The organism is Kocuria rhizosphaerae, assembly GCF_044462265.1.
GTDB lineage: Bacteria > Actinomycetota > Actinomycetes > Actinomycetales > Micrococcaceae > Kocuria > Kocuria rhizosphaerae.
Genome location: NZ_JBISWL010000154.1, coordinates 1 through 24676 on the forward strand (window position 1 = coordinate 1; position 24676 = coordinate 24676).

Consider the following 24676-nt stretch of genomic DNA (forward strand, 5'->3'; position numbering starts at 1 on the left):
GCCCGGGCCTGCGCGCCGGATCCGGCGGGGTCCACCGGTGGCGGACCGGCGCGGGACCCCGAGGGTCAGGACTGCTGCGGATCGACCCCGTAGTGCTCGGCCAGCTCCGTGATCACGGCGTGGGCACCCTGGATGCTCACGGAGGCCACGAAGGTCTCGTCGTCCACGGGCAGGACCTCGCCCTCGAGCCGGTCCCACAGCGGGTTGGACTCGAAGCGCTCCTGCTGGGCCCGGGAGGCGTCGCCCTCGGCGCCGTCCGGGGTCCAGGCGCTGACCATGATCAGGTCCGCGTCGGCCTCGAGGATCTGCTCCTGGGACAGGGGCACGAAGATGCTCTCGGTGGTGTCCGGCTGGCCCTCGGGGCGGGGGATGCCCATGTCCGCCATGATCTCCCCGATGAACGAGTCGGAGGAGTAGAGCCGGGCGGTGTCCTCACCGGCGAAGCGCAGCAGCGAGTAGGTCGCCTCGGGGTCCTTCTCCAGGATCGCCTCGCCCACCGCCTTCGCCCGGGCCTCGTAGTCGGCGACCTCCTGCTCCGCCTGCTCCTGCTTGCCCAGGGCCTCGCCGAGCAGCACGACGTTCTCCTTCCACGTCGGCCCCGTGGACTCCGAGAAGACCGTGGGGGCGATCTTCTCCAGCTGCGGGTAGAGGGCCTCCTGGCGGACCTTGGCGGAGACGATGAGGTCCGGGTCCAGCTCCAGGATCTTCTCCAGGTTCGGCTCCGCGATGGTGCCCACGTTCACGGAGTCGGCCGTCTCCTGCTCCACGTCCCCGAGATAGTCCGCGAACGGGTCCTCCGGGTCCTGCCGGTACTGGGCGTAGCCGACGAGCTCGGCGTCCAGCAGCAGGGCGGCGTCGACGTAGCTCGGGTCCAGGGCCACCACGCGCTGCGGCTGCTCCTCGATGGTCGTCTCCCCCATCGCGTGCTCGACGGTCCGCGGGAAGCCGGCGGCGGACTCCCCGGCGGCGGCGGTCGTGGCGGCCGGGGAGGAGGTCTCTTGCCCGGCCGTTCCAGACCCGCAGGCGGTGAGGGCGAACAGGGACAGGCCGAGAACGGCCGCGGGCAGCGTCTTGGAACGGGACATGGATCGGTCCTTCGGTCGAGCGGAGCAGGATGCGGATGAGGTGAGGCTCACCTCACTGTGGCAGACTGTAGCAGTCCGCCGGACATTAGCTCACAGTTCCCTGATGTAATCGAGGTGACATGGCGACGGCACTCGCAGGGCGTCCCGCGCGCGGCACCACAACCCGGTCCCGGGCCCGGCGCCTGGCCCTGACACTGGTGGCCGCCCTCCTCGCCGTGGTGCTCAGCGTGTGCGTGGGCGGGCAGCCCTCGAGCCTCGCGGAGGCCTGGCACGCCGTGGCCACCCCCTCGGGAACGGTGATGGACGTCACCATCCGGGAGCTGCGGTGGCCGCGCACGGTCACCGCCGTGGTCGTCGGGGCGTGCCTGGGCCTGGCGGGGGTGCTCGTCCAGGGCCACACCCGCAACCCGATCGCGGACCCGGGCCTGCTGGGCATCAACCAGGGCGCGGCCCTGGCGATCGTGGCGACGACGGCCGTGGCCGGGGCGCTCGCCCCGTTGACGCAGGCGCTGCTGGCGTTCACCGGGGCGCTCGTGGCCGTGGTCGTGGTCTTCCTCATCGGTTCGGCCGCCCGGCACGGAGCCACCCCGATCACCCTGGTGCTGGCCGGTGCGGCCGTCTCGGCCCTGTGCACGGGCCTCGTCTCGGGGATCGTGCTGCTCAACGACCAGGCCCTGGACACCCTGCGCTTCTGGCAGGTGGGCTCGGTGGCGGTGCGCAACGGGTCCCTGGAGGTCCTCTGGCCGTTCCTGGCGCTCGGCCTGCTGCTGGCCGCGCTCAACGTGGGACCGCTCAACGCCCTCTCGCTGGGCGAGGACACGGCCCGCTCGCTGGGCGTCTCCGTGCCGCGGGCGCGGGCCACCGGGATCGCCGCGATCACGCTGCTGGCAGGCGCCTCCGTGACCCTGGCCGGGCCCATCGCCTTCGCCGGGCTGGTGGTGCCGCACGTCGCCCGGGCGCTCATGGGACCGGACCACCGCTGGCTCGTCCCCGCCGGGATCCTCACCGGGGCCGGCGTGCTGCTGCTGGCGGACACCGCCGGGCGGGTGATCGCCCGTCCCGGTGAGCTGTCCGTCGGCGTCGTGCTGGCCGCCGCCGGGGCCCCGTTCTTCGTCCACCTGGCCCGCCGCCGGAAGCTGGCCGCGGTATGAACCCCGTCTCGACCGCCCACCCGCCGACGACGACGGCGCCAGCCCGCCCCGGCGCGCGGCCCGCGCCGCTGCGGTCGGTGCGGGCCCTGCGCGCAGGGCCCGTCTCGATCCGCGTCCATCCCGCCGCCCTGCTCGCCGGCGCGGTGCTGACGGTGCTGGTGGTCGCGGCCGCCGCCCTGCACGTGGCGTTCGGGGGCACGCCGATCCCCTACCCGCAGGTGCTGGCGGCCCTGGCCGGCAACTCCCCGGACGCGAGCGTCCAGCTCGCGGTCGTGGAGTTCAGGGCACCCCGCGCGGTCGCGGCCGTCCTCGTCGGGGCCTGCCTGGCGGCCTCGGGGGCGATCACGCAGACCGTGGCCCGCAACCCCCTGGCCAGTCCCGACCTCCTCGGCGTGACCTCCGGGGCCTCGGCCGGTGCGGTGGCCGTGCTCCTGCTGGCCGAGGGCGGGGCCGCCGGGCTCAGCGGTCTCGCGGCGTCCACCGGGATGCCCGCGGCGGCCTTCTGCGCGGGCCTGGCCAGCGGGGTGGCGGTGTACCTGCTGGCCTACCGGCACGGCGTCGACAGCTACCGGCTGGTCCTGGTGGGCCTGGGCGTCTCCGGTTTCATGGCGGCGATGACCACCTGGATGCTGACCCTGGGCGACGTCACGAGCGCCGCCCACGCCCTGACCTGGATGATGGGCTCGCTCAACGGCAAGGACTGGACGCTCGTGCGCCCGATGGCCGTGGTCGCGACGGTCCTGCTGGCCTTGGCCGTGCTCGCCGGGCGGTGGCTGCTGCTCTCGGCGCTGGACGAGGACACCGCCGTCGGCCTCGGGCTGCGTCTCGGCCGGATCCGCGTGGGCGCCCTGACCCTCGCGGTGCTGCTGGCGGCGGTGGCCACCGTGGTCGGCGGACCCCTCGTGTTCGTGGCCCTGGCCTCCCCGCAGATCGCCCGTCTGCTCACCCGCTCGCCCGTGCCGCCGGTGACGGTCTCGGCGCTCGTGGGCGCCGTGTTCGTCCTGGTGGCGGACAGTGCCGCGGCGAACCTGCTGGCCGTCGCCCTGCCGGTGGGCGTGGCCACGGCCGTGCTCGGGGCGCCCTACCTCATCCACCTCGTCCTGCGCGCCCAACGGAGAACACCATGAGCCCCGACCCCTCCTCCCGTCTCGAGGCCCGCGGCCTGACGCTGGGCTACGACGGCCGGGCCGTCGTCGAGGACCTGACCCTGGCGGTGCCCGACGGCCGGATCACCACCGTCATCGGGCCCAACGGGTGCGGCAAGTCCACCCTGCTGCGCGGTCTCGGGCGCCTCCTGCGCCCGATGGCCGGAACGGTGACCCTCGACGGCGTGCCGCTGTCCCGGCTGTCCACGCGGCGGGTCGCCCAGCTGCTGGCCGTCCTGCCGCAGTCCCACACCGCGCCGGAGGGCCTCACGGTGGCCGACCTCGTCTCCCGGGGCCGCCACCCCCGGCAGCGCTGGTACCAGCAGTTCTCCCGCGCCGACGAGAACGCCGTGCGCCGCGCCCTGGAGGCCACGGGGGTCGCGGAGTTCGCCGACACCCCCGTGGACGAGCTCTCCGGGGGCCAGAGCCAGCGGGCGTGGATCTCGCTGACGCTGGTGCAGGACACCGACATCCTGCTCCTGGACGAGCCCACCACGTACCTGGACCTCGCCCACCAGGTAGAGATCCTCGAGCTCGTGCACCGGCTCAACCGCGAGCTCGGGCGGACCGTGGTGATGGTCCTGCACGACATCTCCCTGGCCGCGCGCTTCTCCGACCACCTCGTGGCCATGGACGCCGGACGCGTCGTCGCGCAGGGCAGCCCCGGCGAGGTCGTCACCGAGGAGCTCCTCGAGCGGGTGTTCGGGCTGCGGGCCCGGATCGTCCCCGAACCGACGTCGGGCCGCCCCCACGTGATCCCGCTGAGCCGGACCGCGGTCGGCTGAGCCGCCGCGGGCACCGACCGGCGTCCGGCGGCGCAGGCCGGCGGCCGGGTCCCCGGCCACCCGGCCGGTAGGCTGGCCGGGACCCTCCCGACCCTCGAAAGGCCGTCCGTGACTCCCTCCAGCCTCCGCCGGCTCGCCTCCGCCATCGACCACACCCTCCTCAAGCCGGAGGCCTCCCGCGAGCAGATCGCGGCTCTGTGCGCGCAGGCCCGGCAGCACGGCTTCGCCTCGGTGTGCACGAACCCCCTGTGGGCCGGGTTCGTGCGGGAGCAGCTGGCGGGCAGCGAGGTGCTGACCTGCGTCGTCGTCGGCTTCCCCCTGGGCGCGTCCGCGACCGCCGTCAAGGCGTTCGAGGCGGCCACGGCCGTGGCCGCGGGCGCCCAGGAGATCGACATGGTCATCGACATCGCCGCCGCACGCGCCGGTGAACGGGAGACCCTCGAGGCCGACATCCGTGCCGTCGCCGAGGCCGCCCACGCGGGCGGTGCGAAGCTGAAGGTCATCCTCGAGACGTGCCTGCTGACCGACGAGCAGAAGGTCCTCGCGTGCCGGGCCGCCGTGGCGGCGGGCGCGGACTACGTCAAGACCTCCACCGGCTTCTCGACCGGCGGCGCGACGGTGGCGGACGTGCGGCTCATGCGCGAGACCGTGGGCCCCGAGATCGGGGTGAAGGCCTCCGGGGGGATCCGCACGCGGGAGGACGCCCTGGCGATGCTCGAGGCCGGCGCCTCGCGCATCGGGGCGAGCGGCGGTCCCGCGCTCCTGGGATGAGCCGGGCGCGCCCGTCCGGCCCGTCCCGGCCGCGGGGTGTGAGCCACTAGACTGGGCGCCGATGTCCCGCGCGGCCGACGACGGCCGCCCCGCACCGCCTGAAGGGTGAGATCCATGGCCAGAAGAGCCCCGTCGTCCACCAGCACGTCTACGACCACCGGCCGCGGCCAGGACGTGCGCTCCTTCTCCGGCCAGGGCCGGACCCTCAACAACCTGCTCTTCCTGGCGGCGTGCATGGCGATCATGATCGGCTCCTTCTGGGCCTTCGCCAGCTACCCCGACAACCCTCTGGTGTGGGTCATCGGGCTCCTGCTCTACGGCCTGGCCCTGCTCGTGCCCGTGAGCCTGCTCCGCTCCAGCACGGCCAAGCGCGCCGAGGGCGGGCGCACCGTGGCCATGGACGTCCCCACGACCACCGAGGTCGCCGGCGCCGAGCGCACCGCGGCGGACTTCGGGCAGGGGCCTCAGGACGTCCGCGAGCGCGACGCCCGCACCGCGGCCGTCCACCACGGCGACAAGTACGGGAAGGTCGTCGAGTAGGCCCACCGCGCACGGTTCCACCACGCGCGACGACGAACGGTCCCCTGCCGCCGGCAGGGGACCGTTTCTCGTGGTGGCCGGGTGTCAGGCACCGAACCCGTCCCGCAGCACCCGTGTGAACTCGCCGGCCTCCTGGGCGATCCCGCTGCAGCCGGCGACGGCGTGACGCACGTCCTGCACGTCGTCGCCGCAGGGACGGTCGCGGTTCAGTGACCAGTAGGACATCCGCCCCATGCCCCGCTCCCGCGCGAACTCCGCCAGGCGCGAGGCCGACTCCTGGTCCAGCACCTCGTCCCGGATGTCGTTCTGGCCGATCATGGGGGTGATGCCCATGCGGTTCCACAGCAGGTCGTCGGAGAGCGGCTGCTCCGCGGCGGCCCACACGTCGCCGAGCCGGTCGTGGGCGGCCTGGACCGCGTCGGTGGTGGTCGCCACCACGCCACGGTCCCCTGCCCCGTCCCCGTAGTTCATGGTCATGAGGTTCACTCCGGACAACCGGACACCCTTCTCGAGCACCTGCGCGACGACGTCCGTGGCCGGGTCGCCCAGACCCGACGGGCCCAGGGGCAACGTCAGCCAGACGTCGAGGGGTTTCCTCCGCTCCTCCTGGATGGACGCGAGAGCCGCGGCCCGGCGCGCGTTCGCCCCCGGACGCCCCAGATCGTCCATCTCGATGTCGAGGTCCACGGTCGTCAGCCCGTACCGGTCGATGACGGACCGGTAGGCCTCGGCCAGCCTCGCCGGATCCTCGCACACGGTGGCCAGCTCGTCCCCGGCCGCTCCCCCGAAGGAGACGACCACGTCCCCGCCACGGTCCCGGACCGCACTGATCCGGCGATCCAGGTCGATCCGCTGCCCGGCCTCCTCAGGGCCGAAGTAGCCGCCCCACGACGGGGCGCACGGGTCCTGCGGGTCCGCGACCACGAAACCGAGGACAATGTGCTGCCGTCCGTCCACCACGGACGCGAAGTCGAACGTCGGCCACGCCGTCGTGTCGACGTAGCTGCCGAACCAGGGTTCCTGGAAGGCCCGGTTGGCGCACGACGTGAGGGTGCCCACGCCGAGAACGACCGGCACCATCGCCGCGGCCACGGCGCGACGCCGGCGGGGTGGTCCGTGCACGGTCGGTCCTCCGTTCGGGGGACACCCATCCGAGGGCCCCTGGATGGGTCGAACCGGTGCCACGCGCTCCGCCCCGGCGGGCGGGGAGCCTGCCGCTCCTTCGGCACCGGGCCTCACCCATGGTACGGAGTTCCCCACGCGTACGGAGTTCCCCACGCGCAGCACCCCGACGGGCGCCGCGGGGATCGAGCGGAGCGCGGAAACGCAGCCTGCCCACGTGCTGGAGCGGGGCCTCCGGACGCAACAGAGAGTCATGCAGCACGAAAAGCAGGAGCGAAGCCTGTGGAACCTAAAGGGGACAGAACAGCGTCCGATCACCCCTGATGAGGGGACGTGCGACAACTCCTGGGGACGGTTTCCGGGGGACAGCCGAGCACCTTCCGCGGAATTTGCCTTGAATCATTCATGCACAAGCATTTCGCCCGTTCTCATGGACGTCTGTCGAGCCCCCCTGCACGTCCCGTCGGTGGCCTGCCACGCTGTGGAGGGGCGGGCTGACCAGGGGGGACGGCCGGGATTCAACCGTACGCGGTTCGAGGGCGCCCTCTGCGAGAAATGGGTGTGCAGTGGCTCAGATGTTGGGAATCGGGGCGTTTCCGTCATGGCGTCGAGCCGGCCGGTCGGCACCGATTCACCGGGACGGCGGGCGATCGACCGACCTCACCTCCGCCCCCGTCTTCTTCGACCCCACCGGCCGGCGATGGTCCCGTGCTCTCACCGCCGTCGTCGTGGTGCTCGCCATCTGCGTCGGCGCCCTGGCGTGGACGGTTCCGCTGGCCCTGACCCCGGTGCGCGCCGAACCGCTGAACCAGGACGTGGGCTATCCCCGGCAGCTGCTGGCCACGGGAGACCCGGACGAGGTTCCTGTGATCGGCGAAGACTCGGGCGCGGTCTTCACCCGCGTGTCGCTGGCCGATCAGGTGGACGGGCGGACGGTCCTGAAGGACCCGTTCAGCGGCGAGATCCTGCGCACGGTGACCACGGCGGAGAAGACAGAGATCGGCCGAAGCCCCTACGTCGTGGAGCGCTTCGGAGCGGTCCCCGACAAGACGTTGGTCCTCACCTTCAACGACGAGCCCCACGCCGCGTACACGGAGGAGCTCCTGGACGTGCTGGCCGACGAGGGCGTGCCCGCGACGTTCTTCGGAACAGGAGCCAACGTCGCGAAGAACGCCGGGCTGTTCGAACGGACCGTCCGGGACGGCCACACGGTCGGCAACCACACCATGACGCACCTGACCTCATGGCAGCAGCACGGCCTGCGCCACCGCGGAGAACTCGTCGGCACGGACCACGTCATGCGGGCTGTCGGCGGATACAGCACTCCCCTGTTCCGGGTGCCGAAGGGAGAGAAGAAGGATTTTCCGCTCGCCGTCCTGAAGGGGCAGCAGCTGGGGTACCTGCACGTCGGTCACGACATGGTGGTTCCCGGCGCGGGTCACGTCCCTGGGACCGACATCCGGCTTCCGGAGCTGGACGGGAAGGGGCACGTCGTCCGGTTGCACAGCCTCGGCGCCGACCGAGCCGAATCCGCTGAGCGCGTGGCCGACATCATCGCCGGGGCGAGGGCGCAGGGCTACACCTTCACGACGCCGGCCGAGATCCTGCCCCGGGAGCACCGCCCGCAAGCAGGAGTCCAGCCTGCCTTCGACGACCTGGCGACGGCGGCGGTGGTCGGCCTGTTCACCGCCGTGCCCAACGTCCTGGTCAACTGGCTGTTCTGGTTCGGCATCGGGTCGCTGACCGTGATGTCGTTCCTCTACATCGTGGTCGCCCTCATCGGTCACCGGCGGCAGCGGCGCCGGCAGTGGCAGGACATCCCCGACGAGCAGCTGCCCCTGGTGAGCGTCGTGCTGCCCGTGTACAACGAGGAGCCCGTCGTGGCCCGCACGCTGACGGCCCTGCGGGCCAGCGACTACCCGAACCTCGAGGTCGTCGCCGTCGACGACGGGTCCACCGACGACACCCTGGCCATCATGCGGCGGCTGGCCGCGGAGTGGCCGCAGCTGAGGGTGATCACCCAGCCCAACGGCGGCAAGTCCGTGGCCAGCAACCACGGGATCATGGCGGCTCGCGGCGAGATCGTCGTCACCCTGGACGGCGACACCCTCTTCGAGCCGCGGACGATCCGCATGCTCGCCCGTCACTTCTACGATCCCGAGGGCACGCGCCCCGTCGGAGCCGTCGCCGGACAGATCAAGGTCGGCAACCGCGACAACCTGATCACCGCGTGGCAGTCGCTGGAGTACATCTCCGGCATCTGCGTCACGCGCATGGCCGAGAGCACGGTGGGAGCCATCTCCATCGTCCCCGGCGCGTGCTCGGCCTGGCGCAAGGAGGCGCTGCAGCGGGCCGGTGGCTACTCCCACGACACCCTGGCCGAGGACGCCGACCTCACGCTGACCCTGCAGCGGTTCGGCTACGCGGTGGTGCAGGAGAACGCGGCGGTGGCCTGGACCGAGGCCCCGGACACCGCCCACGGCCTGGCCAAGCAGCGGCTGCGCTGGACCTACGGCAATCTGCAGGCACTGTGGAAGAACAAGGACATGGTGTTCCGCCCGCGGTACGGAGCCCTGGGGATGATCGCCCTGCCCTACACCGTGGTGGCGACACTCACCCCGCTGCTCTTCCTGCCCCTCGTCGCCTTCCTCTCGGTGACGACCGTCATGTCGGGCGAGTGGAACAACCTCATCCTCTTCGGACTCTGCATCACGTTCGTGCAGGCGGTGATCTGCGTCGTCGCGACCCGGATGGTGGGCGAGAGCCCGTACCACCTGGTGATCGTGCCGGTGTACCGCCTCATCTACGAGCCGCTGCGGGCCTATCTGGTGTACGCCTCCCTGATCCAGGCGCTCAAGGGTCGCGAGATCGGCTGGTACAAGCCGGAGCGCACCAACAGCACCCTCGACATGTCCACCATGAGCCAGGACACCCGCCGAGCACAGCGCGTCTGAGCGTCGCCCTGCACGGCACGTCGACACCGGCACGGGGCGGGGCGGGGCCGGCGGCGATCCGTTCCGGAACAGGGACACGACCGGCCCGGTCGTGGCCGCGGGGCCGTCCGCGGACGACGAGGCCGGACCGTGCCGTGTTCCCGGGTCCCCTGGACCTCGGTCGAGGCGGCTCCCGAGTGGTCGGCCAGCGGGGTGCCCGCCGCCGACCGGGCGTCACCCCGGAGTGGGCGGGCCGGTCGTTCCCGGGCGGCGTGCGACGACGGGCTCGGGCGGCACAGCAGCTCCGGGCTCGAGGAAGACCCGCGCGCTGTCCCGGAAGGACCTGGGGTACATCCACATCCAGCCGTTCGAGGCGGAGCCGTCGCGCCGCGACGACGCCCGGCGGACTCGGGGCTCGCGCCGGGAACCGTCAGGCCAGAGACGGGCCGGGCGCCTCGCCGACACGTCCTCCACCCATCCGACCCCGAGGCACACCACACCGAGTGCCACCCATACCGCCAGGTACAGGGGCCACTTCTCCCACAGCAACCAGGGCGCGTGCTCCCTGACGGCCTCCACCGAGTACAGCGGGTTCCTGAGGGCGGCGATGAGGACGATGAGAATGTTGTGCCACAGGTAGACGGTCATCGCCCTGTTGTTGACCAGTGTCACGAACCGGTCCAGGAAACGGATGGGCCGCGGAAGCTCTTTCCACGACGGCGAGATGCGCAGCAGCATGGCGCTGAAGCCGAAGGCCCACAGGGCTCCGCCCAGGGGGGTCCCGTTGATGCTGACGTCCCAACCCGTCACCCCCTGATCGGCGGCGGCCAGCCAGAAGCCGAGGCCCATGAGCGCCGGACCGGCCGTGAAGACCACCCGGGCCGGCACGCCGCGCAGGTGGCCGGCCTCGTAGGCGAAGCCCAGCATCCAGCAGGAGCCGTACATGGCGAAGTTCGTGATCGTGGCCCCCGTGCCGGCGGGCAGGGGAACCAGTCCGGGGGCGAGGCAGGCCATCAGGGCGAGGGGGGCGAACAGGGACAGCAGGGGGCGAGCCTTGTACGCCTTGAGCAGCAGCGGGGACAGCAGCATGAACCAGAAGTAGGCCACGATGTACCAGAGGATCCCGCTCGCCGACTCCGGCCAGGTGGCGGCCAGGAAGGCGTCCTCGCCGCCCAGGCTCGGAGGGTAGAGAGGATGCGCAAGAGGCACGAACCACGGCAGCAGCGGCTGCAGCGACCCGTTGCCGGTCTGTCCCGGTCGCCATCCGTGGACGAACAGCAGCACCAGAACGGTCAGGCTGTACACCCACAGGGGCAGCAGCAGCCGACGTGTCCGGCCGGCGAGGACGCCCAGCGCGGGCCGTTCGAGGGACCGCGCCATGAGCGAGCCCGCCAGCGCGAACATGACGCCCATCGAGGGAAAGATCAGCGCGAACACGGCGCCGCCGAAGGTGTGGAAGGCCACCACACGGGCCAGGGCGATGGCCCTCAGCAGGTCGAGGTAGCGGTCCCGGCCGGGCGCCCGCCTGTTCGTGCGGTCCCGGACCGGTTGCCCGGCGGTGGACGTCCCGGAGGACTGGTCTCCATCGGCACTGCTGACACCACTCACGGCGTGTTCCCCCCTGACATCACTGCACTGAGCATGAGTGATCAGGGTGGTGCCCCCACGATCCGGCGCAAGAAGTCCCCACGGTGCGAGCACACCGCCCCCGCGGTGTGCCGGCCTGTCGCCCACGACTACGGTCAGTCTGACGGCAATCCGCGGGGTGGAGCACGCAGAACGTCGTTTGTGACGAATTTGCACGAGGAACCGCCGTCGACGCTGCCGGCCGAGCCGCACCTCCCCGCGCCGGGACCCGGTCCGGCGCGGGGAGGCACGGGCGCTCAGGCCGTGGCGGGCTCCTTCGCGAAGACGGCCTCGACGACGCCGCGCGCCCAGTCCAGGATCTCCCGGTCCACGAGGTCCTTGCCGCCGATCCGCTCCGTCTTGGGCTTGGGCACGAGCACCTGCCCGGTCTCGGTGCCGGGCACCGTCCTGACCTGCGCGCCGGGGTAGAGGCGGGCCAGGCGCATCTGCCGGGACTCGGGCAGGTCCGCCGGGGCGAAGCGGATCGTGGTCCCCTGCGCCCCGATGTCGGTGAGCCCTGCGGCGCGGGCGGCCACCCGGAACCGGGCGACCTCCAGGAGGTTCTGCACGGGCTCGGGCGGCTCGCCGTAGCGGTCGGCGAGCTCGTCGGCGACCTCCTGGATCGACTCCTCGCTCGCGGCGTTGGCGAGGTTGCGATAGGCCTCCAGGCGCAGCCGCTCCCCCGGCACGTAGTCGTGCGGCAGGTACGCGTTGACCGGCAGCTCGATCTTCATCTCGGTGGGCCGCTCGTCCTCCTCGCCGCGGTACTCCGCGACGGCCTCGCCGACCAGCCGCAGGTACATGTCGAAGCCGACGCCGGCGATGTGCCCGGACTGCTCCCCGCCCAGCAGGTTGCCGGCGCCGCGGATCTCGAGGTCCTTGACGGCCAGCTGCATGCCGGCGCCGAGCTCGTTGTGCGCGGCGACGGCCTTGAGCCGTTCCAGGGCCGTCTCGGACAGCGGCTTCTCGGCCTGGTACAGGAAGTAGGCGTAGGCCCGCTCGCGGCCGCGGCCCACGCGCCCGCGCAGCTGGTGCAGCTGCGAGAGCCCGTAGCGGTCCGCGCCGTCGACGATCAGCGTGTTGGCGTTGGCGATGTCCAGGCCCGTCTCCACGATCGTGGTGCACACGAGCACGTCGAACTTCTTCTCCCAGAAGTCCACGATGATCTGCTCCAGCCGGGACTCCGACATCTGCCCGTGCGCCACGGCGATCCGGGCCTCGGGCACGAGCTCGGCGAGCTCCTTGGCCTTGCGCTCGATCGAGGACACCCGGTTGTGGATGTAGAACACCTGCCCCTCGCGCATGAGCTCGCGGCGCACGGCCGCGGAGACCTGCTTGTCCGTGTAGGCGCCCACATAGGTGAGCACGGGGTGGCGCTCCTCCGGCGGGGTGGCCAGGGTGGAGGTCTCGCGGATGCCGGTCAGGGACATCTCCAGGGTGCGCGGGATCGGCGTCGCGGACATCGCCAGGACGTCCACGTTGGTGCGCATGGCCTTGAGCTTCTCCTTGTGCTCCACCCCGAAGCGCTGCTCCTCGTCGATCACCACGAGGCCGAGGTCCTTGAACCGCACCTCCTTGGACAGCAGCCGGTGCGTGCCGATGACCACGTCGATCGACCCGTCGGCCAGACCCGCGAGGGTCGCCTGGGTCTCCTTGGCGGTCTGGAAGCGGGAGAGGGCGGCCAGGTGGACGGGGAAGCCGGAGAACCGCTCGGTGAACGTCTCGGCGTGCTGCTGGGCCAGCAGGGTCGTGGGCACGAGCACGGCCACCTGCTTGCCCTCCTGCACCGCCTTGAACGCCGCGCGCACGGCCACCTCGGTCTTGCCGTACCCCACGTCCCCGGAGATCAGCCGGTCCATGGGGACCTCCCGCTCCATGTCGGCCTTGACCTCGTTGATGGTCGTCAGCTGGTCGGGGGTCTCGATGTACGGGAACGCCTCCTCGAGCTCGCGCTGCCAGGGGGTGTCGGGGCCGAAGGCGTGGCCGCGGGAGGCCATCCGTGCCGAGTACAGCCGGATCAGCTCGTTGGCGATGTCCTTGACGGCCTTCTTCGCGGCGCGCTTGGTCTTGTTCCAGTCCGCCCCGCCCATCTTCGACAGCGTCGGGGTCTCCCCGCCCACGTAGTTGGTGACCTGGTCCAGCTGGTCGGTGGGCACGAAGAGCCGGTCGCGCGGGCCGTTGCGCTTGGACGGCGCGTACTCGAGCACGAGGTACTCGCGCACCGGCTTGGGCTGACCGGGCTTGGTGACCGCCCCCGCGATGGGCCGCTGGATGAGCTCCACGAAACGGCCGATGCCGTGCTGCTCGTGGACCACGAAGTCCCCCGGGGACAGCGCCAGGGGGTCCACGGCGTTGCGCTTGCGCCGCACCGGGAGCTTGCGCATGTCCTTGGTCGTGTACGGGCTGGCCTTGCCGAGCAGGTCCGCCTCGGTGAGCAGCACGATCCGCGGCCCGTCGAGGGCGAACCCCTTCCCCGCGACCGCCGTGGTGAGCTCCACGACCCCGGGCTGGGGGAGCTCGTCGAGCGACTCCCGGCGGGACGCGGGGATCCCGGCGTCGTGCAGCAGCTCCGCGATGCGGGCCAGCGGGCCGGGGCCCTCGGTCACGGCGACGACCCGCCAGCCGTCGGCCACCCGCCCCTGCAGGAACTCGAGCATGGCCTCGACGTCGCCGTGGAAGCCCAGCGGGTCGCGCGCGGCCACGGTCAGCGTGTCGGCCTCGGAGTCCAGCAGCGCGACCTCGTCGTCGGAGGTGTCGGCGTCGACGGCCGCGCCGAGGCCGAGGTTCAGGGCGGTCAGCGCCCACCACGCGGTCCCGTGCTCGAGCGCGGTGGCCCGGGCCTCGCCGAGGGTCTGGAAGGAGCCCGAGGCCAGGGTGCGTCCCTCGCCGTCGCCCGCCCCCTCCGCGGCGGCGAGGTCGAGCGGGGCCGACGTCCCGTCCGAGGCGGAGTCCCACGCGGCGAGGAGGAACTCCTCGTTGGTGGCCACGAGGTCGTGGGCGCGCGTGCGCACCTTCTCGGGCTCCACGACGACGACGACGGATCCCGGCGGCAGCAGCCGCAGGACCGGCACCATGCCGTCCACGAGCAGCGGGGCGAGCGACTCCATGCCCTCCACGTAGATGCCGCCGGCGATCCGCTCGAGCATCGACTCTGCCCCGGGCAGCCGGTCCTTCAGCCGCGCGGCGCGGGCCGTCACGGACGGGGTGATGAGCACCTCGCGGCAGGGCGGGGCCACGAGGGAGCCCGGGTGGCCCCGGCCCGGAAGGGTGCGCTGGTCGGCCACGGCGAACCAGCGCAGCTCCTCGACCTCGTCGCCGAAGAACTCGACGCGCACCGGGTGGTCCTCCACCGGGGAGAAGACGTCGATGATCCCGCCGCGCACGGCGTACTCGCCCCGCCGGGTCACCATGTCCACCCGGGCGTAGGCGGCGTCCGCGAGCGCTCGGACGGACTCCTCGAAGCCGGGCTCCTCGCCGCGCACGAACCGCACGGGCGCCATGTCCCCCAGGCCCTCGACGACGGGCTGGAGCACCGAGCGGACCGGTGCGGTCAGCACCCGGACCGGGCGGGCCGGGTCGTTGCCGGCGAGGCGGCGCAGCACGTCCAGCCGGCGTCCGACGGTGTCCGAGCGCGGGGAGAGCCGCTCGTGCGGCAGGGTCTCCCAGGCCGGGAACTCCGCGACCTCCCCCTCGGGCAGGTACGCTCCCAGTGCCGCGGCGAGGTCCTCCGACTCGCGCCCGGTCGCGGTCACGGCCAGCACCACGGGCGCCCGGCCCGCGACGTCCGCGTCGCCGGAGCCGCCCTCGTCGCCGGCCCGGTCGGCGTCGTCCAGGGCGCGGCGGATCTCGGCCGTGAGCACCGCGCGCATGCCGTCGGGGGCGCTGATCACGGTCTCGGGGCTGCGCTCCCCCGGCGGCAGCGACGCCTGGGTGCGGATGTTGGCGAAGGAGCGCTCCGCCTCGAGTGCGGCGAGCAGTCCGGACAAGGTCATGGGTGCGCAGTCTCCTGGGACGCTGGCGGAAGGGCCTGAGGGGCGGCGGCTGCGGGAGCCGGGGTTCGCGGGGTCCAGCTTACTCCCGGGCCCCGACACCGCTCGACGGGCCCCGGGGTCCGCCCCGGTCCGCGGGGCCCGGCGAGCACGCCGGCGCTCAGCGCAGCTCGCGCCGCAACACCGCCTCGAGCTCTCCCGCGGGTTCCTCCGACGGCTCCTCGCCGCCGCGGAGGATGCCCATGTCGGGGCCGCGGTACTCCCAGTAGCCGAAGCTCAGCTCGTGCTCCTCCAGCAGGTCGAGCACGTCGGCCACCCAGCGCGCTCCTCCCTTGCCCTCCGTCTCGAAGGTCTGCCGGACGGCGCCGAACTCCAGGACCGACATCGGCACACCGTGGGCGGCGCCGAACTCCAGGTGCTCCCTCAGCTCCTCCTCGAGGTACGTCCTGTCCCGGGGCAGGAAGCGGCCCTCCTCGGGCCCGGCCGGCTGGGCGTACACGTCCAGCCGCCACCGGATCCGGGGGTCCGTGCCGCCCCGGCCGCTCACGTCCTCGCCCCGCATCCAGCCCCGGACGCGGTACCGGTTCCCCGGCACCACCTCGAAGAGGTGCCCCTCGTTGCTCCAGCCCGCCACGGAGTCCGCCGGCGAGGCGTCGGTGACCGACAGGCCGCCGTCGTCGTCGTGCCCGGAGGGCTCCCGCTCGAACTGCGCCGCGGGCGCCGTGCCGTCCCCGCTCTGCCACTCGTACCAGTTCAGGGCGTCGGCCGCGCCGATCCGGTCGTCGACCACCCGGCGGAGCTCGGTCCCGTCCGGGGCATACTCGGTGACGGTGACGGCGTCGAACCGGACGGTTCCGCGCATGCCGCCGTCCACGACGGCCACGGGTGCCGCGGCGGCCGCGGATCCGTCGTCGATCACGACCCTGCCGCTGTCGAACTCCCGCCACTCCGACGTGCCCATGGGCAGCGCGCCGGTGGCCACGGTGCTCCCCGGCAGCCGCCGGGGCTCGCCGGTGGCCATGAGGGCGTCCGGGTCGGGGTAGGTGCCGCCGTCGCCGGCCGGTATCCAGCCGGCGTACTGGTGGGTGTAGGCGAACGGCTCGTAGAAGTGGAAGTCGTAGACGACGTTGTCGTCCCCGACCAGGAAGTGCGGGTCCGTCCCGGCCGTGCCGAACAGGCCGTCGACCCCGTGGACGGCCTCGACCACCAGCAGGTGGTTCTCGTCCACGGAGCGCACCGCGTCCACCAGCTGCTCGGCGAACTCCTGCCACTGCTCGCCGGTCGGGTCGGTCGTCACCGGCTCGTTGAGCAGGTCGTACGCCGCGACGGCCGGCTCGTCCCGGTACCGGTCCGCGATCTCGCGCCACAGCTGCGCGTTCTGCCGCCGGAGGTCAGGGTCCGACCACAGGTCGAAGCCGTAGGCCTCGCTGCCCCGGTCCAGCCAGAACCCGCCGATGGGAACGTGCAGGTCGAGGATCAGCCGCACGTCGTGCCGCCGTGCCCACCCGACGTTGCGGTCCAGCCAGTGCCAGAACACGTCGGGGTCGTCCAGGTACCAGTTCCCGTCGACGGCCAGACGGATGCTGTTGAAGCCCATCGCCCGCGCGTGCTCGACGTCCTGCTCGGTGTGGTGCGGGGCGTCCAGCAGCGCGGAGCCGTCGACGTCGTCGTAGTAGCCGCTGGAGAAGTTCACGGCCTTCAGCCGGAAGGGCTCGCCGTCCACCGCCAGGCCCCGGCCGGCCGCCCGGACGAAGCCGCCGGGGGAACGGTCGGCGGGAGCCGTTCCGGACCCGACGGGGTCGGGGGCGCATCCCGTCAGGGCGAGCAGGACGACGCCCAGCAGCGCCCGGGCCGGGCGGACGTGCCGGTTCCTGCGGGTCATGTGCGCCTCCGGGGAGTTCTGCTCCCCCCAGTGCACCACGCGGCCGCCCCCGGAGCCGATCATGCGGCGGCGGTGTCCCGCGGGGCGGCCACGGCCTGCGCCTGTCGCGCGACGGGGACAGTTCTCTAGGATGAAGCGGAACCGAGATCCCCACCCGAGGAGCCCCCATGGCCGTCACCGCCTCCACCACCGTCCCCGCCCCCCTCGACCGGGTCGTGGTCACCTTCTCCGACGAGGAGTTCATCCGCCACGTGACCCACCGGGCCGGGGCGACCCTGGAGTCGGTGGACGTCGTCGGGGACGTCGAGGCGCAGTTCGCCGTCACGACCGTCCGGGCGATGAACGCGGACCGCCTCCCCGAGATGGCCCGCCGCTTCGTGGGCTCCTCCGTCCGCCTGACCCAGGTGGACACCTACCACACCCCGGACGCCGACGGCGTCCGCATCGTGCGCACGCAGATCTCGGTGGCCGCGCTGCCCATCTCGGGCAGCGCCACCCAGACCCTCACCCCGCAGGGGGAGGCCACCGAGGTGCACGTGCACTGCGTGGTCGAGTCGAACATCCCGTTCGTGGGCAAGAAGGTGGCCGAGGCCGCCGAGCCCTTCATCGGCAAGGCCCTGTCCCTGCAGTCCCGGGAGGCCGAGGCCTGGCTCACCCGGTGAGGACGGCCCCGGTCGCGGGCCTACACTGACGAGGATCCCCGACGACGGCGAACAGGAGTCAACCGTGACCGCAGCCGAGACCGACCAGCACGGGCCCGGGCTGGCCGGCTTCCTCCGCAAGGACGTGGTGGGCGGTGTGCTGCTGCTGACCGCGATGCTCTCCGCGCTCGTGATCGCGAACTCCCCGTGGGCGGAGGGCTACTTCGCGCTGCGGGACACCCACATCGGCATCGACTTCCCCGGCCTGGACCACACGGTCGGCGAGTGGGCGTCCGAGGGACTGCTGGCGATCTTCTTCTTCCTGGTCGGCCTGGAGCTCAAGACCGAGTTCGTGGACGGCGAGCTGCGCAACATCCGCAAGGCGATGCTCCCGGTCGTCGCGGCGGTGGGCGGCGTCGTCGTCCCGGCGCTGATCTACGTGGCGGTGCACTCGGCCGCCGGCTCGGACCCCACCGCGATCCGTGGCTGGGCGATCCCCACGGCGACCGACATCGCCTTCGCCGTCTCCGTGCTCGCCGTCGTGGGCGCCTCCCTGCCCGTGGCCATGCGCACCTTCCTGCTGACCCTGGCCGTGGTCGACGACCTCATCGCGATCGTGATCATCGCCTTCGTCTACACGGACGGGCTCGAGGCCCGGTTCCTGCTGTTCGCCCTGCTGCCGCTGGCGCTGTTCTACGTCCTCACCCAGCGGTTCATGATCTTCTTCCTGACCCGGCCCTGGGCCGCCTGGGTGATCCTCCTGCCGATCGGCCTGCTGACCTGGCTGTTCGTGCTCGAGGCCGGCGTGCACGCGACGATCGCCGGGGTGCTGCTGGGCTTCATGGTCCCGGTCCTGCACGTGAAGCCGCGGGTGATCCGCCACGACGTCCCGGAGCTGGGCCTCGCCCCGACCCTCGAGCACCGCTTCCGGCCGCTGTCCAACGGACTGGCCATCCCCGCCTTCGCGTTCTTCTCCGCGGGCGTGGCCGTGGGCGGGGTGGACGGGGTGGCCCGGTCCCTCACCGACACGGTGGCCATCGGGATCGTCCTCGGCCTGGTGCTGGGCAAGACCATCGGGATCTTCGGCGCCTCCTGGCTCGTGGACCGCTTCACCCCGGCGTCCAAGGACGACGACTACACGTGGCTGGACCTGGGCGGGCTCTCGCTGGTGGCCGGGATCGGGTTCACCGTCTCCCTGCTGGTGGCGGCGCTGAGCTTCGGGCCCGACAGCGCGCACGCCGAGCACGCCAAGGTGGGCATCCTCACGGGCTCCGCGCTGGCCGCCGTGCTGGGCGGCACGCTGCTGACCGTGCGCAACAGGCACTACCGGAAGCTGCGCGACCAGGGCGTGGAGGTCGACAAGCTCGACGCCCCGTAGGTTCGGGCGCCTCCGCCGGGCCGCCCGGCGAGCCGCCGTCCGGACGACCCGGAGGGCACGTCGGAGCGCGGCTCGCCGTCCGCCGCCGGCCGGGGACGTCCCCAGAACGGCCCCGCCGTGTCCCCACAAGAAGGTCTCCTCCCCGGGGGTCGCGACGGCGTCCCGCTCGGTACGCTTCGAATGCAAATACATTCGATTGCACGTGCGAAGAACGGGGCCGGACCTCGCCGTGCGCATCAGCGGACCGGGGCCGCACCGGAGGCGGGGGCACAGGCCGTTGCCGGGCACCGGCCCCACGGGTCGGCAGGGGGAGCACACCGTCATGGAACCACTCGACTACCTCGTCGCGCTGCGGCGCCACTGGATCGTCATCCTCGTCCTGACCGCCCTGGGGGTCGGCGGCGGCGCCCTGCTGGCGGCGAACACGGAGCCGACGTACGAGGCCCGCAGCTCGGTGCTGCTCACCCCCAGCCCGGGGGTCGCCACCCACGAGCTCGGCGAGGTCGGCAACTACATGAACTACCAGATCCACTCTTACGCGGAGCTCACCAACAGCCGCGTGGTCCTGGACGAGGTGGCCCGGGACGTGGACCTGCCCTACGGCGTGGACGTGCTCGCCGACCGGGTCGGCGCACAGGTGCCGGTGAACACCTCCATCATCAACATCACGGTGACCGACACCGACCGCGGCCGGGCGTCCCAGGTCGCCAACTCCGTCGCCGCGCACCTGGTGACCGCCGTCGAGGACGCGGCCCCGAAGCCGGAGGCCGACTCGACCACCCTGGACCTGCGCACCGTCGCCCGGGCCGTGACCCCGCAGGACCCGGTGGCCCCGCGGCTGGAGCTCCACCTCGCCGGCGGCGGCGCGCTCGGGCTCTTCCTCGGCGTGCTCCTGGCCGTGGCCCGCCACGCGCTGCTGCGGGCGCGGCTCGCCCAGGGGTCGTCCCGTCCCGGACCCGGCGCGGAGGCCGGTCCGCGCGGCGCGACACCGGGCGCCGGGAGCTCCACGCCGGCCGCCGGGGGGCCCGCCCCCGCCGCCGGGCCGACGGGGCGGGAGCCGGCCGGCCGGCCGGAGCTGCAGGGGGCACGGCCGTGATCGCGGTCCTCTCCTCCTTCCCGGACCCGCGGCCGACGACCAACCCCTACATCGTCCAGCTCGCCGAGGCGCTGGACCGGACCGAGGGGATCGGGTTCGCCACGTTCTCCTGGACCACCGCCCTGACCGGGCAGGTCGACGTCTTCCACGCCCACTGGCCGGAGATCCTCGTGGGCGGGCGGCCCGGGCCCAAGAAGCTCGTCCGGCAGGTGCTGTTCGCGCTCATGGTGCTGCGCTTCCGGGCCCGCGGCACCGCGATCGTGCGGACCGTGCACAACCTGCACCTGCCCGAGGGGCTCTCCCGAGTGGAGCGCGCCCTGCTCCTGTGGTTCGACCGGAGCACCGCCCACCGGGTGGTCCTCAACGACAGCACCCGGCTGCCGGAGGACCAGCCGCACACCCTCGTGCGGCACGGCCACTACCGGGACTGGTTCGACGGGCTGCCCCGGCAGCGGACGGTTCCGGGGCGCCTGGCCTTCGTCGGCCAGATCCGCCGGTACAAGGGCACCGAGACGCTGCTCGAGGCCTTCCGGGCGGTGCCGGGCCCGGGTCTGTCGCTGAGCGTCTCCGGCAGGCCCACGAGCCCGGAGCTCGCGGCCGAGCTCCGCGCGCTCGCCGCCGACGACCGCCGGGTCCACCTGCGCCTGGCCTTCGTCGACGACGCCGAGCTGGTCGCCGCCGTCACCGAGTCCGAGCTCGTGGTCCTGCCCTACCGGCACATGCACAACTCCGGCGGCGTCCTCACGGCCCTGTCCCTGGACCGCCCCGTGCTCGTCCCCGACAACGAGGTCAACCGGCGGCTGGCCGGGGAGGTCGGCCCGGGCTGGGTGCACCTGTTCCCGGGCGAGCTGGACGGCACGGGCCTGACCCGGGCCCTCCAGGACGTCCGCGCCACCGCCCCGGCCCGCCGCGGCACCCGCCCGGACCTGAGCCGGCGGGCGTGGTCCCACGCCGGGCCCGCGCACGCCGGGGCCTACCGGCGGGCGCTCGCGTCCGTGCGGGGCATCTCGGCCGTGCCGGCCCGGCCGGCCGCGGCGAGGAACCGGCCGTGAGCACACCGGCCCGCCAGGAGCCCCGGACGGAGCCTGGGATCAGGCCCGGCACCGGGCCCGGCACCGGGCCCGACGCCGGGCCGGAGGACGGGCCGGAGGACGGGCCCGAGGCCGGGTCGAGGTACCAGGCCGGGTCCGGGTCCGGGAGCGGGCGGAGCCCGGTCCCCAGCACCGCACCGCGGCTCGGCCCGGCGGCCAGGCGCCGGTACGCGAACCTGGTGCTGCGGTGGCTGCTGCTCGCCGTCGCCGTCGTCGCGGTGCTCAACGCCGGCCTGCGGGTGGAGGTCGGCGCCGGGGTGACCACCGGGCACGTCCTGGGCCTGGCCCTCCTGCCGCTGTGGATGGCGACCGCCGCCCGCTACCGCCACGTGCCGGCGCTGCTGCTGCTGACGGCCGCCGCCGTGCTCACGGGGGTGTGGCTGACCGCGGCGAGCGCCGGGGCCTACGAGGTCTCCGCGTCCATGACCGTGCAGAACGCCGCCCTCCTGGCGGGGATCGTGACCGGCGCCGGGCTGATCCTGTGGCTCCGTCCCGTGCTGAGCGAGTGGCAGATCGGACTCGTGTACGGCCTCGGGCTGCTCGCCGAGGCCACGACCATCCCCGGACTCGACAACCCGTGGAAGTACCAGTGGGGCATGCCGCTGGCCGTCCTGGCGCTCGCCGCGGTCCAGGCGCTGAACAGCCGCCTGGCGGGCGTGCTGACGCTGCTGGCCTTCGTGGTGGCCTCGGCCCTCCAGGACTCGCGCTCCCTGACCGGGATGTTCCTCGTGGCGGCACTGGTCCTCGCGCTCCAGGCGCTGCCGCTGCCGCGGAGGCTGCGGCACCTGGGCGCGGGGCGCGTGGTGCTGCTCGTCGGCGTGCTCGGGCTGGCGGCCTACGAGCTGTTCACGCGGCTCGCGCTCAGCGGCGTGCTCGGGCTCTCCACGCAGCTGCGCACCCAGGAGCAGGCGTTGCGGGCGGGGTCGGTGCTGCTCGGCGGCCGGCCCGAGATGGGCGCCACCGCGGGGCTGTTCCTGCACCGGCCGGAGGGCTTCGGCGCGGGCACCGTGCTCAATCCGGAGGGGATCGCCGCGGCCCAGCAGGCGATGGGCCGGCTCAACTACGACCCCGACAACGGGTACGTGTACAACTACATGTTCGGCCGCAGCCTCGAGGTGCACTCGGGTCTCGGCGACCTGTGGGCGATGTTCGGGCTGCCCGGCCTCGTGCTGGGGCTGCTCCTGGTCTGGGCGCTGGTGGACGCGCTCGCCCGCCGGTTCTCCACGCGCTCCCTCACGCCCCTCCAGGGGGCCGCGCTGCTGTTCACGCTGTGGACCATGTTCTTCGGCCCGCTGTACACGGTCGCCCCGATCCTGTCGCTGTGCCTGGGCCTGATGCTCGTGCCCCGCGGCGAGGTCCGGTTCCTGGGGCTGCGGCGGCCCGGCCTGCCCACGCCGCCGGAGGCCCCGGAGCCGAAGGCCGCCCGGCGATGAGCATCATCGCGACCACCAGGCGGCAGCAGTTCCGGTCCGTCGGTTCCACCGCGGGCGCCAAGGTCGTGCTCATGGGCGTCTCCGGGCTCGTCGGGATCCTCACCACGCGCCTGATCATCAGCCACTTCGGCACGGAGGCCTACGCCCAGTACGGGCTGCTGACCTCCCTGCGGGACCTGCTGCCCTTCGCGGACCTGGGGGTCGCGGCCGCGGCCATCTCCGTGATCGCGGCCTCGCAGCACCCGCAGGAGGACGACGTCGTCCGGCGCACCCTGCTCTCGGCGTTCCGCATCATCTTCCTCTCCACGGCCACGATCTGCCTCGTGGCCGTGGCCCTGACGGTCTTCGGGCTGTGGCGGCCGCTGCTGGGCAACGCCATGAGCGAGCAGGCCGCGGTGCCGGCGATGGCGGCCATGGTGATCTTCGCCGTGGGCCTGCCGCTGGCGGTGGGCACGCGCATCCTGGTGGGCCTGGGACGGACGACCCGCCAGATCGCGAACCAGTTCGTGGTGGCCCCCACGATGCTCCTGCTGGTGAGCCTGGCCATCGCGCTCTCCGCGCCCGCGGGCAGTTGGCTCGCCGTCTTCTCCTACGGGGCGAACGCCCTGGCCGGGGCCCTCGGCCTGTGGCAGGCGGCCCGGCTGCTGCGGCCCCAGCTGGGCCGGGTGGCCCGCCAGCTGCTGCGGCCCCGGCGCTTCCCGGGTCTGCGGATCATGGACGTGGCGGGGCCGATGCTCGTCCAGATGGTCATCCTGCCGATCGCGCTCGCCACCGACCGGATCATGCTCTCGCACCTGAGCACCCAGGCGGAGCTCGTCCGGTACAGCCTGGCCTACCAGCTGTTCGGGATCATCCTGCAGACCGTCGCCGCCGCGGGCGTGGCCCTGTGGCCGGTGTTCGCGCGCAACCGCGCGACGGCCACGGTCCAGGCGCCGTGGCAGATGTCGCTCGTCTTCGTGGCCGGCGGCCTCGTGCTGGCCCTGGGGCTGTGCGTGGTCTCCCCGTGGGTGGTGGCCTTCGTCTCGGACGGGAAGATCGAGCTGCCGCTTCCGCTGCTGCTGGCCTTCAGCGCCTACGTGGCCGTCGAGGCCGCCAAGTTCCCCCTGGGCATGTACATGACGGACGTGCGCGGCCTGCGGTTCCAGATCGCGCCCATCGTCGCGATGGTCCCCCTGAAGGTCGGGCTCGCGCTCCTGCTCATCCCCGTGCTCGGGGCCACCGGCACCGTGTGGAGCACCGTGGTGGCCATGGGCCTGTGCCAGGTGCTGGTCAACGTGTGGTGGATCCGCCGGGACCTGGCCCGGCGGCTCGCCGAACAGGCCTCGTAGACCGGCGGGGGCAGGACGGTCCCTGCGCGGCGGCCGCGCGCCGGCCCCCGGGGCGGCGCCGGGGTCAGCGCGAGTGGTACTTCTGCTGCGCCTCGAGCAGCCCCTGCTCCACGAGGATCTCGACCGCGTCGGCGGCGTCGTCGAGCAGGAAGGGCAGCTCCCGGTGCTCGGTGGAGGAGAACGGCTTGAGCACGAAGGCCGCCGCGTCCGTCCGCCCGGGCGGGCGGCCCACGCCCACCCGCACCCGGTGGTAGTCCTTCGTGCCCAGCGCCTTGGACATGTCCCGCAGGCCGTTGTGCCCGCCCTCTCCCCCGCCGATCTTCAGCTTGAGCGCGGCGAAGGGGATGTCGATCTCGTCGTGCACGGCCACGACCCGCTCCGGGGGGATCCCGTAGAAGCGGGCGAGCCCGGCCACCGGGCCGCCGGAGACGTTCATGTAGGTCATCGGCTTGGCCAGCACGAGCCGCGGCCCGCCCGGGCGCAGCCGGGACTCGAGCACCTGGGCGCGGGCCTTGTGCACCTTGAAGCCGCCGTCCACCCGGGAGGCCAGCTCGTCGAGGACCATCTGTCCCACGTTGTGCCGGGTGCGCGCGTACTCGGGACCGGGGTTGCCCAGTCCCACCACCAGCCATGTGTCGGACATCGGTGCCTCCAGGGGGTCGGGGCGTCCACGAGAAGTG

The 24676-nt window shown here is 73.1% G+C and carries 18 protein-coding genes; 12 read left to right on the forward strand and 6 right to left on the reverse strand.

Features of this window, described 5'->3' with window-relative positions:
- Nucleotides 1–65 precede the first annotated feature (65 nt).
- Nucleotides 66–1085, reverse strand: coding sequence for an ABC transporter substrate-binding protein (locus ACH9EU_RS17965; RefSeq protein WP_396415273.1), 1020 nt, complete (start codon nt 1083–1085; stop codon nt 66–68).
- Nucleotides 1086–1204: 119 nt separating this feature from the next.
- Between ACH9EU_RS17965 and ACH9EU_RS17970 the strand changes: the two genes are divergently transcribed.
- From ACH9EU_RS17970 to ACH9EU_RS17990, 5 genes are all read left to right on the forward strand, one after another.
- Nucleotides 1205–2236, forward strand: a complete 1032-nt coding sequence (locus ACH9EU_RS17970; protein WP_396415274.1) for an iron chelate uptake ABC transporter family permease subunit — start codon at nt 1205–1207, stop codon at nt 2234–2236.
- Entirely contained in the window at nt 2233–3363 is a 1131-nt protein-coding gene (locus ACH9EU_RS17975) for an iron chelate uptake ABC transporter family permease subunit (protein ID WP_396415275.1), read from the forward strand. The genes ACH9EU_RS17970 and ACH9EU_RS17975 overlap by 4 nt, the downstream gene beginning before the upstream one ends.
- Complete coding sequence (locus tag ACH9EU_RS17980) at nt 3360–4166, forward strand: ATP-binding cassette domain-containing protein (RefSeq protein ID WP_396415276.1); 807 nt, start codon at nt 3360–3362, stop codon at nt 4164–4166. The genes ACH9EU_RS17975 and ACH9EU_RS17980 overlap by 4 nt, the downstream gene beginning before the upstream one ends.
- A gap of 108 nt (nt 4167–4274) precedes the next feature.
- A complete protein-coding gene (gene deoC, locus ACH9EU_RS17985; RefSeq protein ID WP_396415277.1) occupies nt 4275–4937 on the forward strand; it encodes a deoxyribose-phosphate aldolase in 663 nt (220 codons plus the stop codon).
- Nucleotides 4938–5051: 114 nt separating this feature from the next.
- A complete protein-coding gene (locus tag ACH9EU_RS17990) occupies nt 5052–5477 on the forward strand; it encodes a hypothetical protein (protein WP_396415278.1) in 426 nt (141 codons plus the stop codon).
- An 84-nt stretch (nt 5478–5561) separates the two neighbouring features.
- Here ACH9EU_RS17990 and ACH9EU_RS17995 read toward each other — a convergent pair whose 3' ends face one another.
- Entirely contained in the window at nt 5562–6599 is a 1038-nt protein-coding gene (locus tag ACH9EU_RS17995) for a chitinase (RefSeq protein ID WP_396415279.1), read from the reverse strand.
- A gap of 728 nt (nt 6600–7327) precedes the next feature.
- Between ACH9EU_RS17995 and ACH9EU_RS18000 the strand changes: the two genes are divergently transcribed.
- Complete coding sequence (locus tag ACH9EU_RS18000) at nt 7328–9553, forward strand: bifunctional polysaccharide deacetylase/glycosyltransferase family 2 protein (protein ID WP_396415280.1); 2226 nt, start codon at nt 7328–7330, stop codon at nt 9551–9553.
- 213 nt (nt 9554–9766) lie between these two features.
- Here the strand turns inward: ACH9EU_RS18000 and ACH9EU_RS18005 are convergent, their stop codons facing one another.
- The 3 genes from ACH9EU_RS18005 to ACH9EU_RS18015 form a co-directional block, all read right to left on the reverse strand.
- Nucleotides 9767–11140, reverse strand: coding sequence for an acyltransferase family protein (locus ACH9EU_RS18005; protein WP_396415281.1), 1374 nt, complete (start codon nt 11138–11140; stop codon nt 9767–9769).
- Nucleotides 11141–11415: 275 nt separating this feature from the next.
- A complete protein-coding gene (mfd, locus tag ACH9EU_RS18010; RefSeq protein WP_396415282.1) occupies nt 11416–15150 on the reverse strand; it encodes a transcription-repair coupling factor in 3735 nt (1244 codons plus the stop codon).
- Between the two features lie 157 nt (nt 15151–15307).
- Nucleotides 15308–17092 (reverse strand): cellulase family glycosylhydrolase, encoded by a 1785-nt coding sequence (locus ACH9EU_RS18015; protein WP_396415283.1) that lies wholly within the window; start codon nt 17090–17092, stop codon nt 15308–15310.
- A 104-nt stretch (nt 17093–17196) separates the two neighbouring features.
- Here ACH9EU_RS18015 and ACH9EU_RS18020 point away from each other — a divergent pair, with 104 nt between their 5' ends.
- The 6 genes from ACH9EU_RS18020 to ACH9EU_RS18045 all read left to right on the forward strand — a co-directional run bounded on the left by ACH9EU_RS18020 (nt 17197) and on the right by ACH9EU_RS18045 (nt 23996).
- Nucleotides 17197–17691, forward strand: a complete 495-nt coding sequence (locus ACH9EU_RS18020; protein WP_396415284.1) for a DUF2505 domain-containing protein — start codon at nt 17197–17199, stop codon at nt 17689–17691.
- Nucleotides 17692–17755: 64 nt separating this feature from the next.
- A complete protein-coding gene (gene nhaA, locus ACH9EU_RS18025) occupies nt 17756–19048 on the forward strand; it encodes a Na+/H+ antiporter NhaA (protein ID WP_396415285.1) in 1293 nt (430 codons plus the stop codon).
- A gap of 322 nt (nt 19049–19370) precedes the next feature.
- Nucleotides 19371–20144 carry a Wzz/FepE/Etk N-terminal domain-containing protein gene (locus tag ACH9EU_RS18030; RefSeq protein ID WP_396415286.1) on the forward strand — a complete coding sequence of 258 codons (774 nt, stop codon included), beginning with the start codon at nt 19371–19373 and terminating at the stop codon, nt 20142–20144.
- On the forward strand, nt 20141–21196 hold the full coding sequence (locus tag ACH9EU_RS18035) for a glycosyltransferase (protein WP_396415287.1): 1056 nt from the start codon (nt 20141–20143) through the stop codon (nt 21194–21196). Before ACH9EU_RS18030 ends, ACH9EU_RS18035 begins: the two co-directional genes overlap by 4 nt.
- Nucleotides 21193–22668 (forward strand): hypothetical protein, encoded by a 1476-nt coding sequence (locus ACH9EU_RS18040; RefSeq protein ID WP_396415288.1) that lies wholly within the window; start codon nt 21193–21195, stop codon nt 22666–22668. Before ACH9EU_RS18035 ends, ACH9EU_RS18040 begins: the two co-directional genes overlap by 4 nt.
- On the forward strand, nt 22665–23996 hold the full coding sequence (locus ACH9EU_RS18045; RefSeq protein ID WP_396415289.1) for a lipopolysaccharide biosynthesis protein: 1332 nt from the start codon (nt 22665–22667) through the stop codon (nt 23994–23996). Before ACH9EU_RS18040 ends, ACH9EU_RS18045 begins: the two co-directional genes overlap by 4 nt.
- Nucleotides 23997–24060: 64 nt before the next feature.
- Here ACH9EU_RS18045 and pth read toward each other — a convergent pair whose 3' ends face one another.
- Nucleotides 24061–24639 (reverse strand): aminoacyl-tRNA hydrolase, encoded by a 579-nt coding sequence (gene pth, locus ACH9EU_RS18050; RefSeq protein WP_396415290.1) that lies wholly within the window; start codon nt 24637–24639, stop codon nt 24061–24063.
- Between the last annotated feature and the right edge of the window lie 37 nt (nt 24640–24676).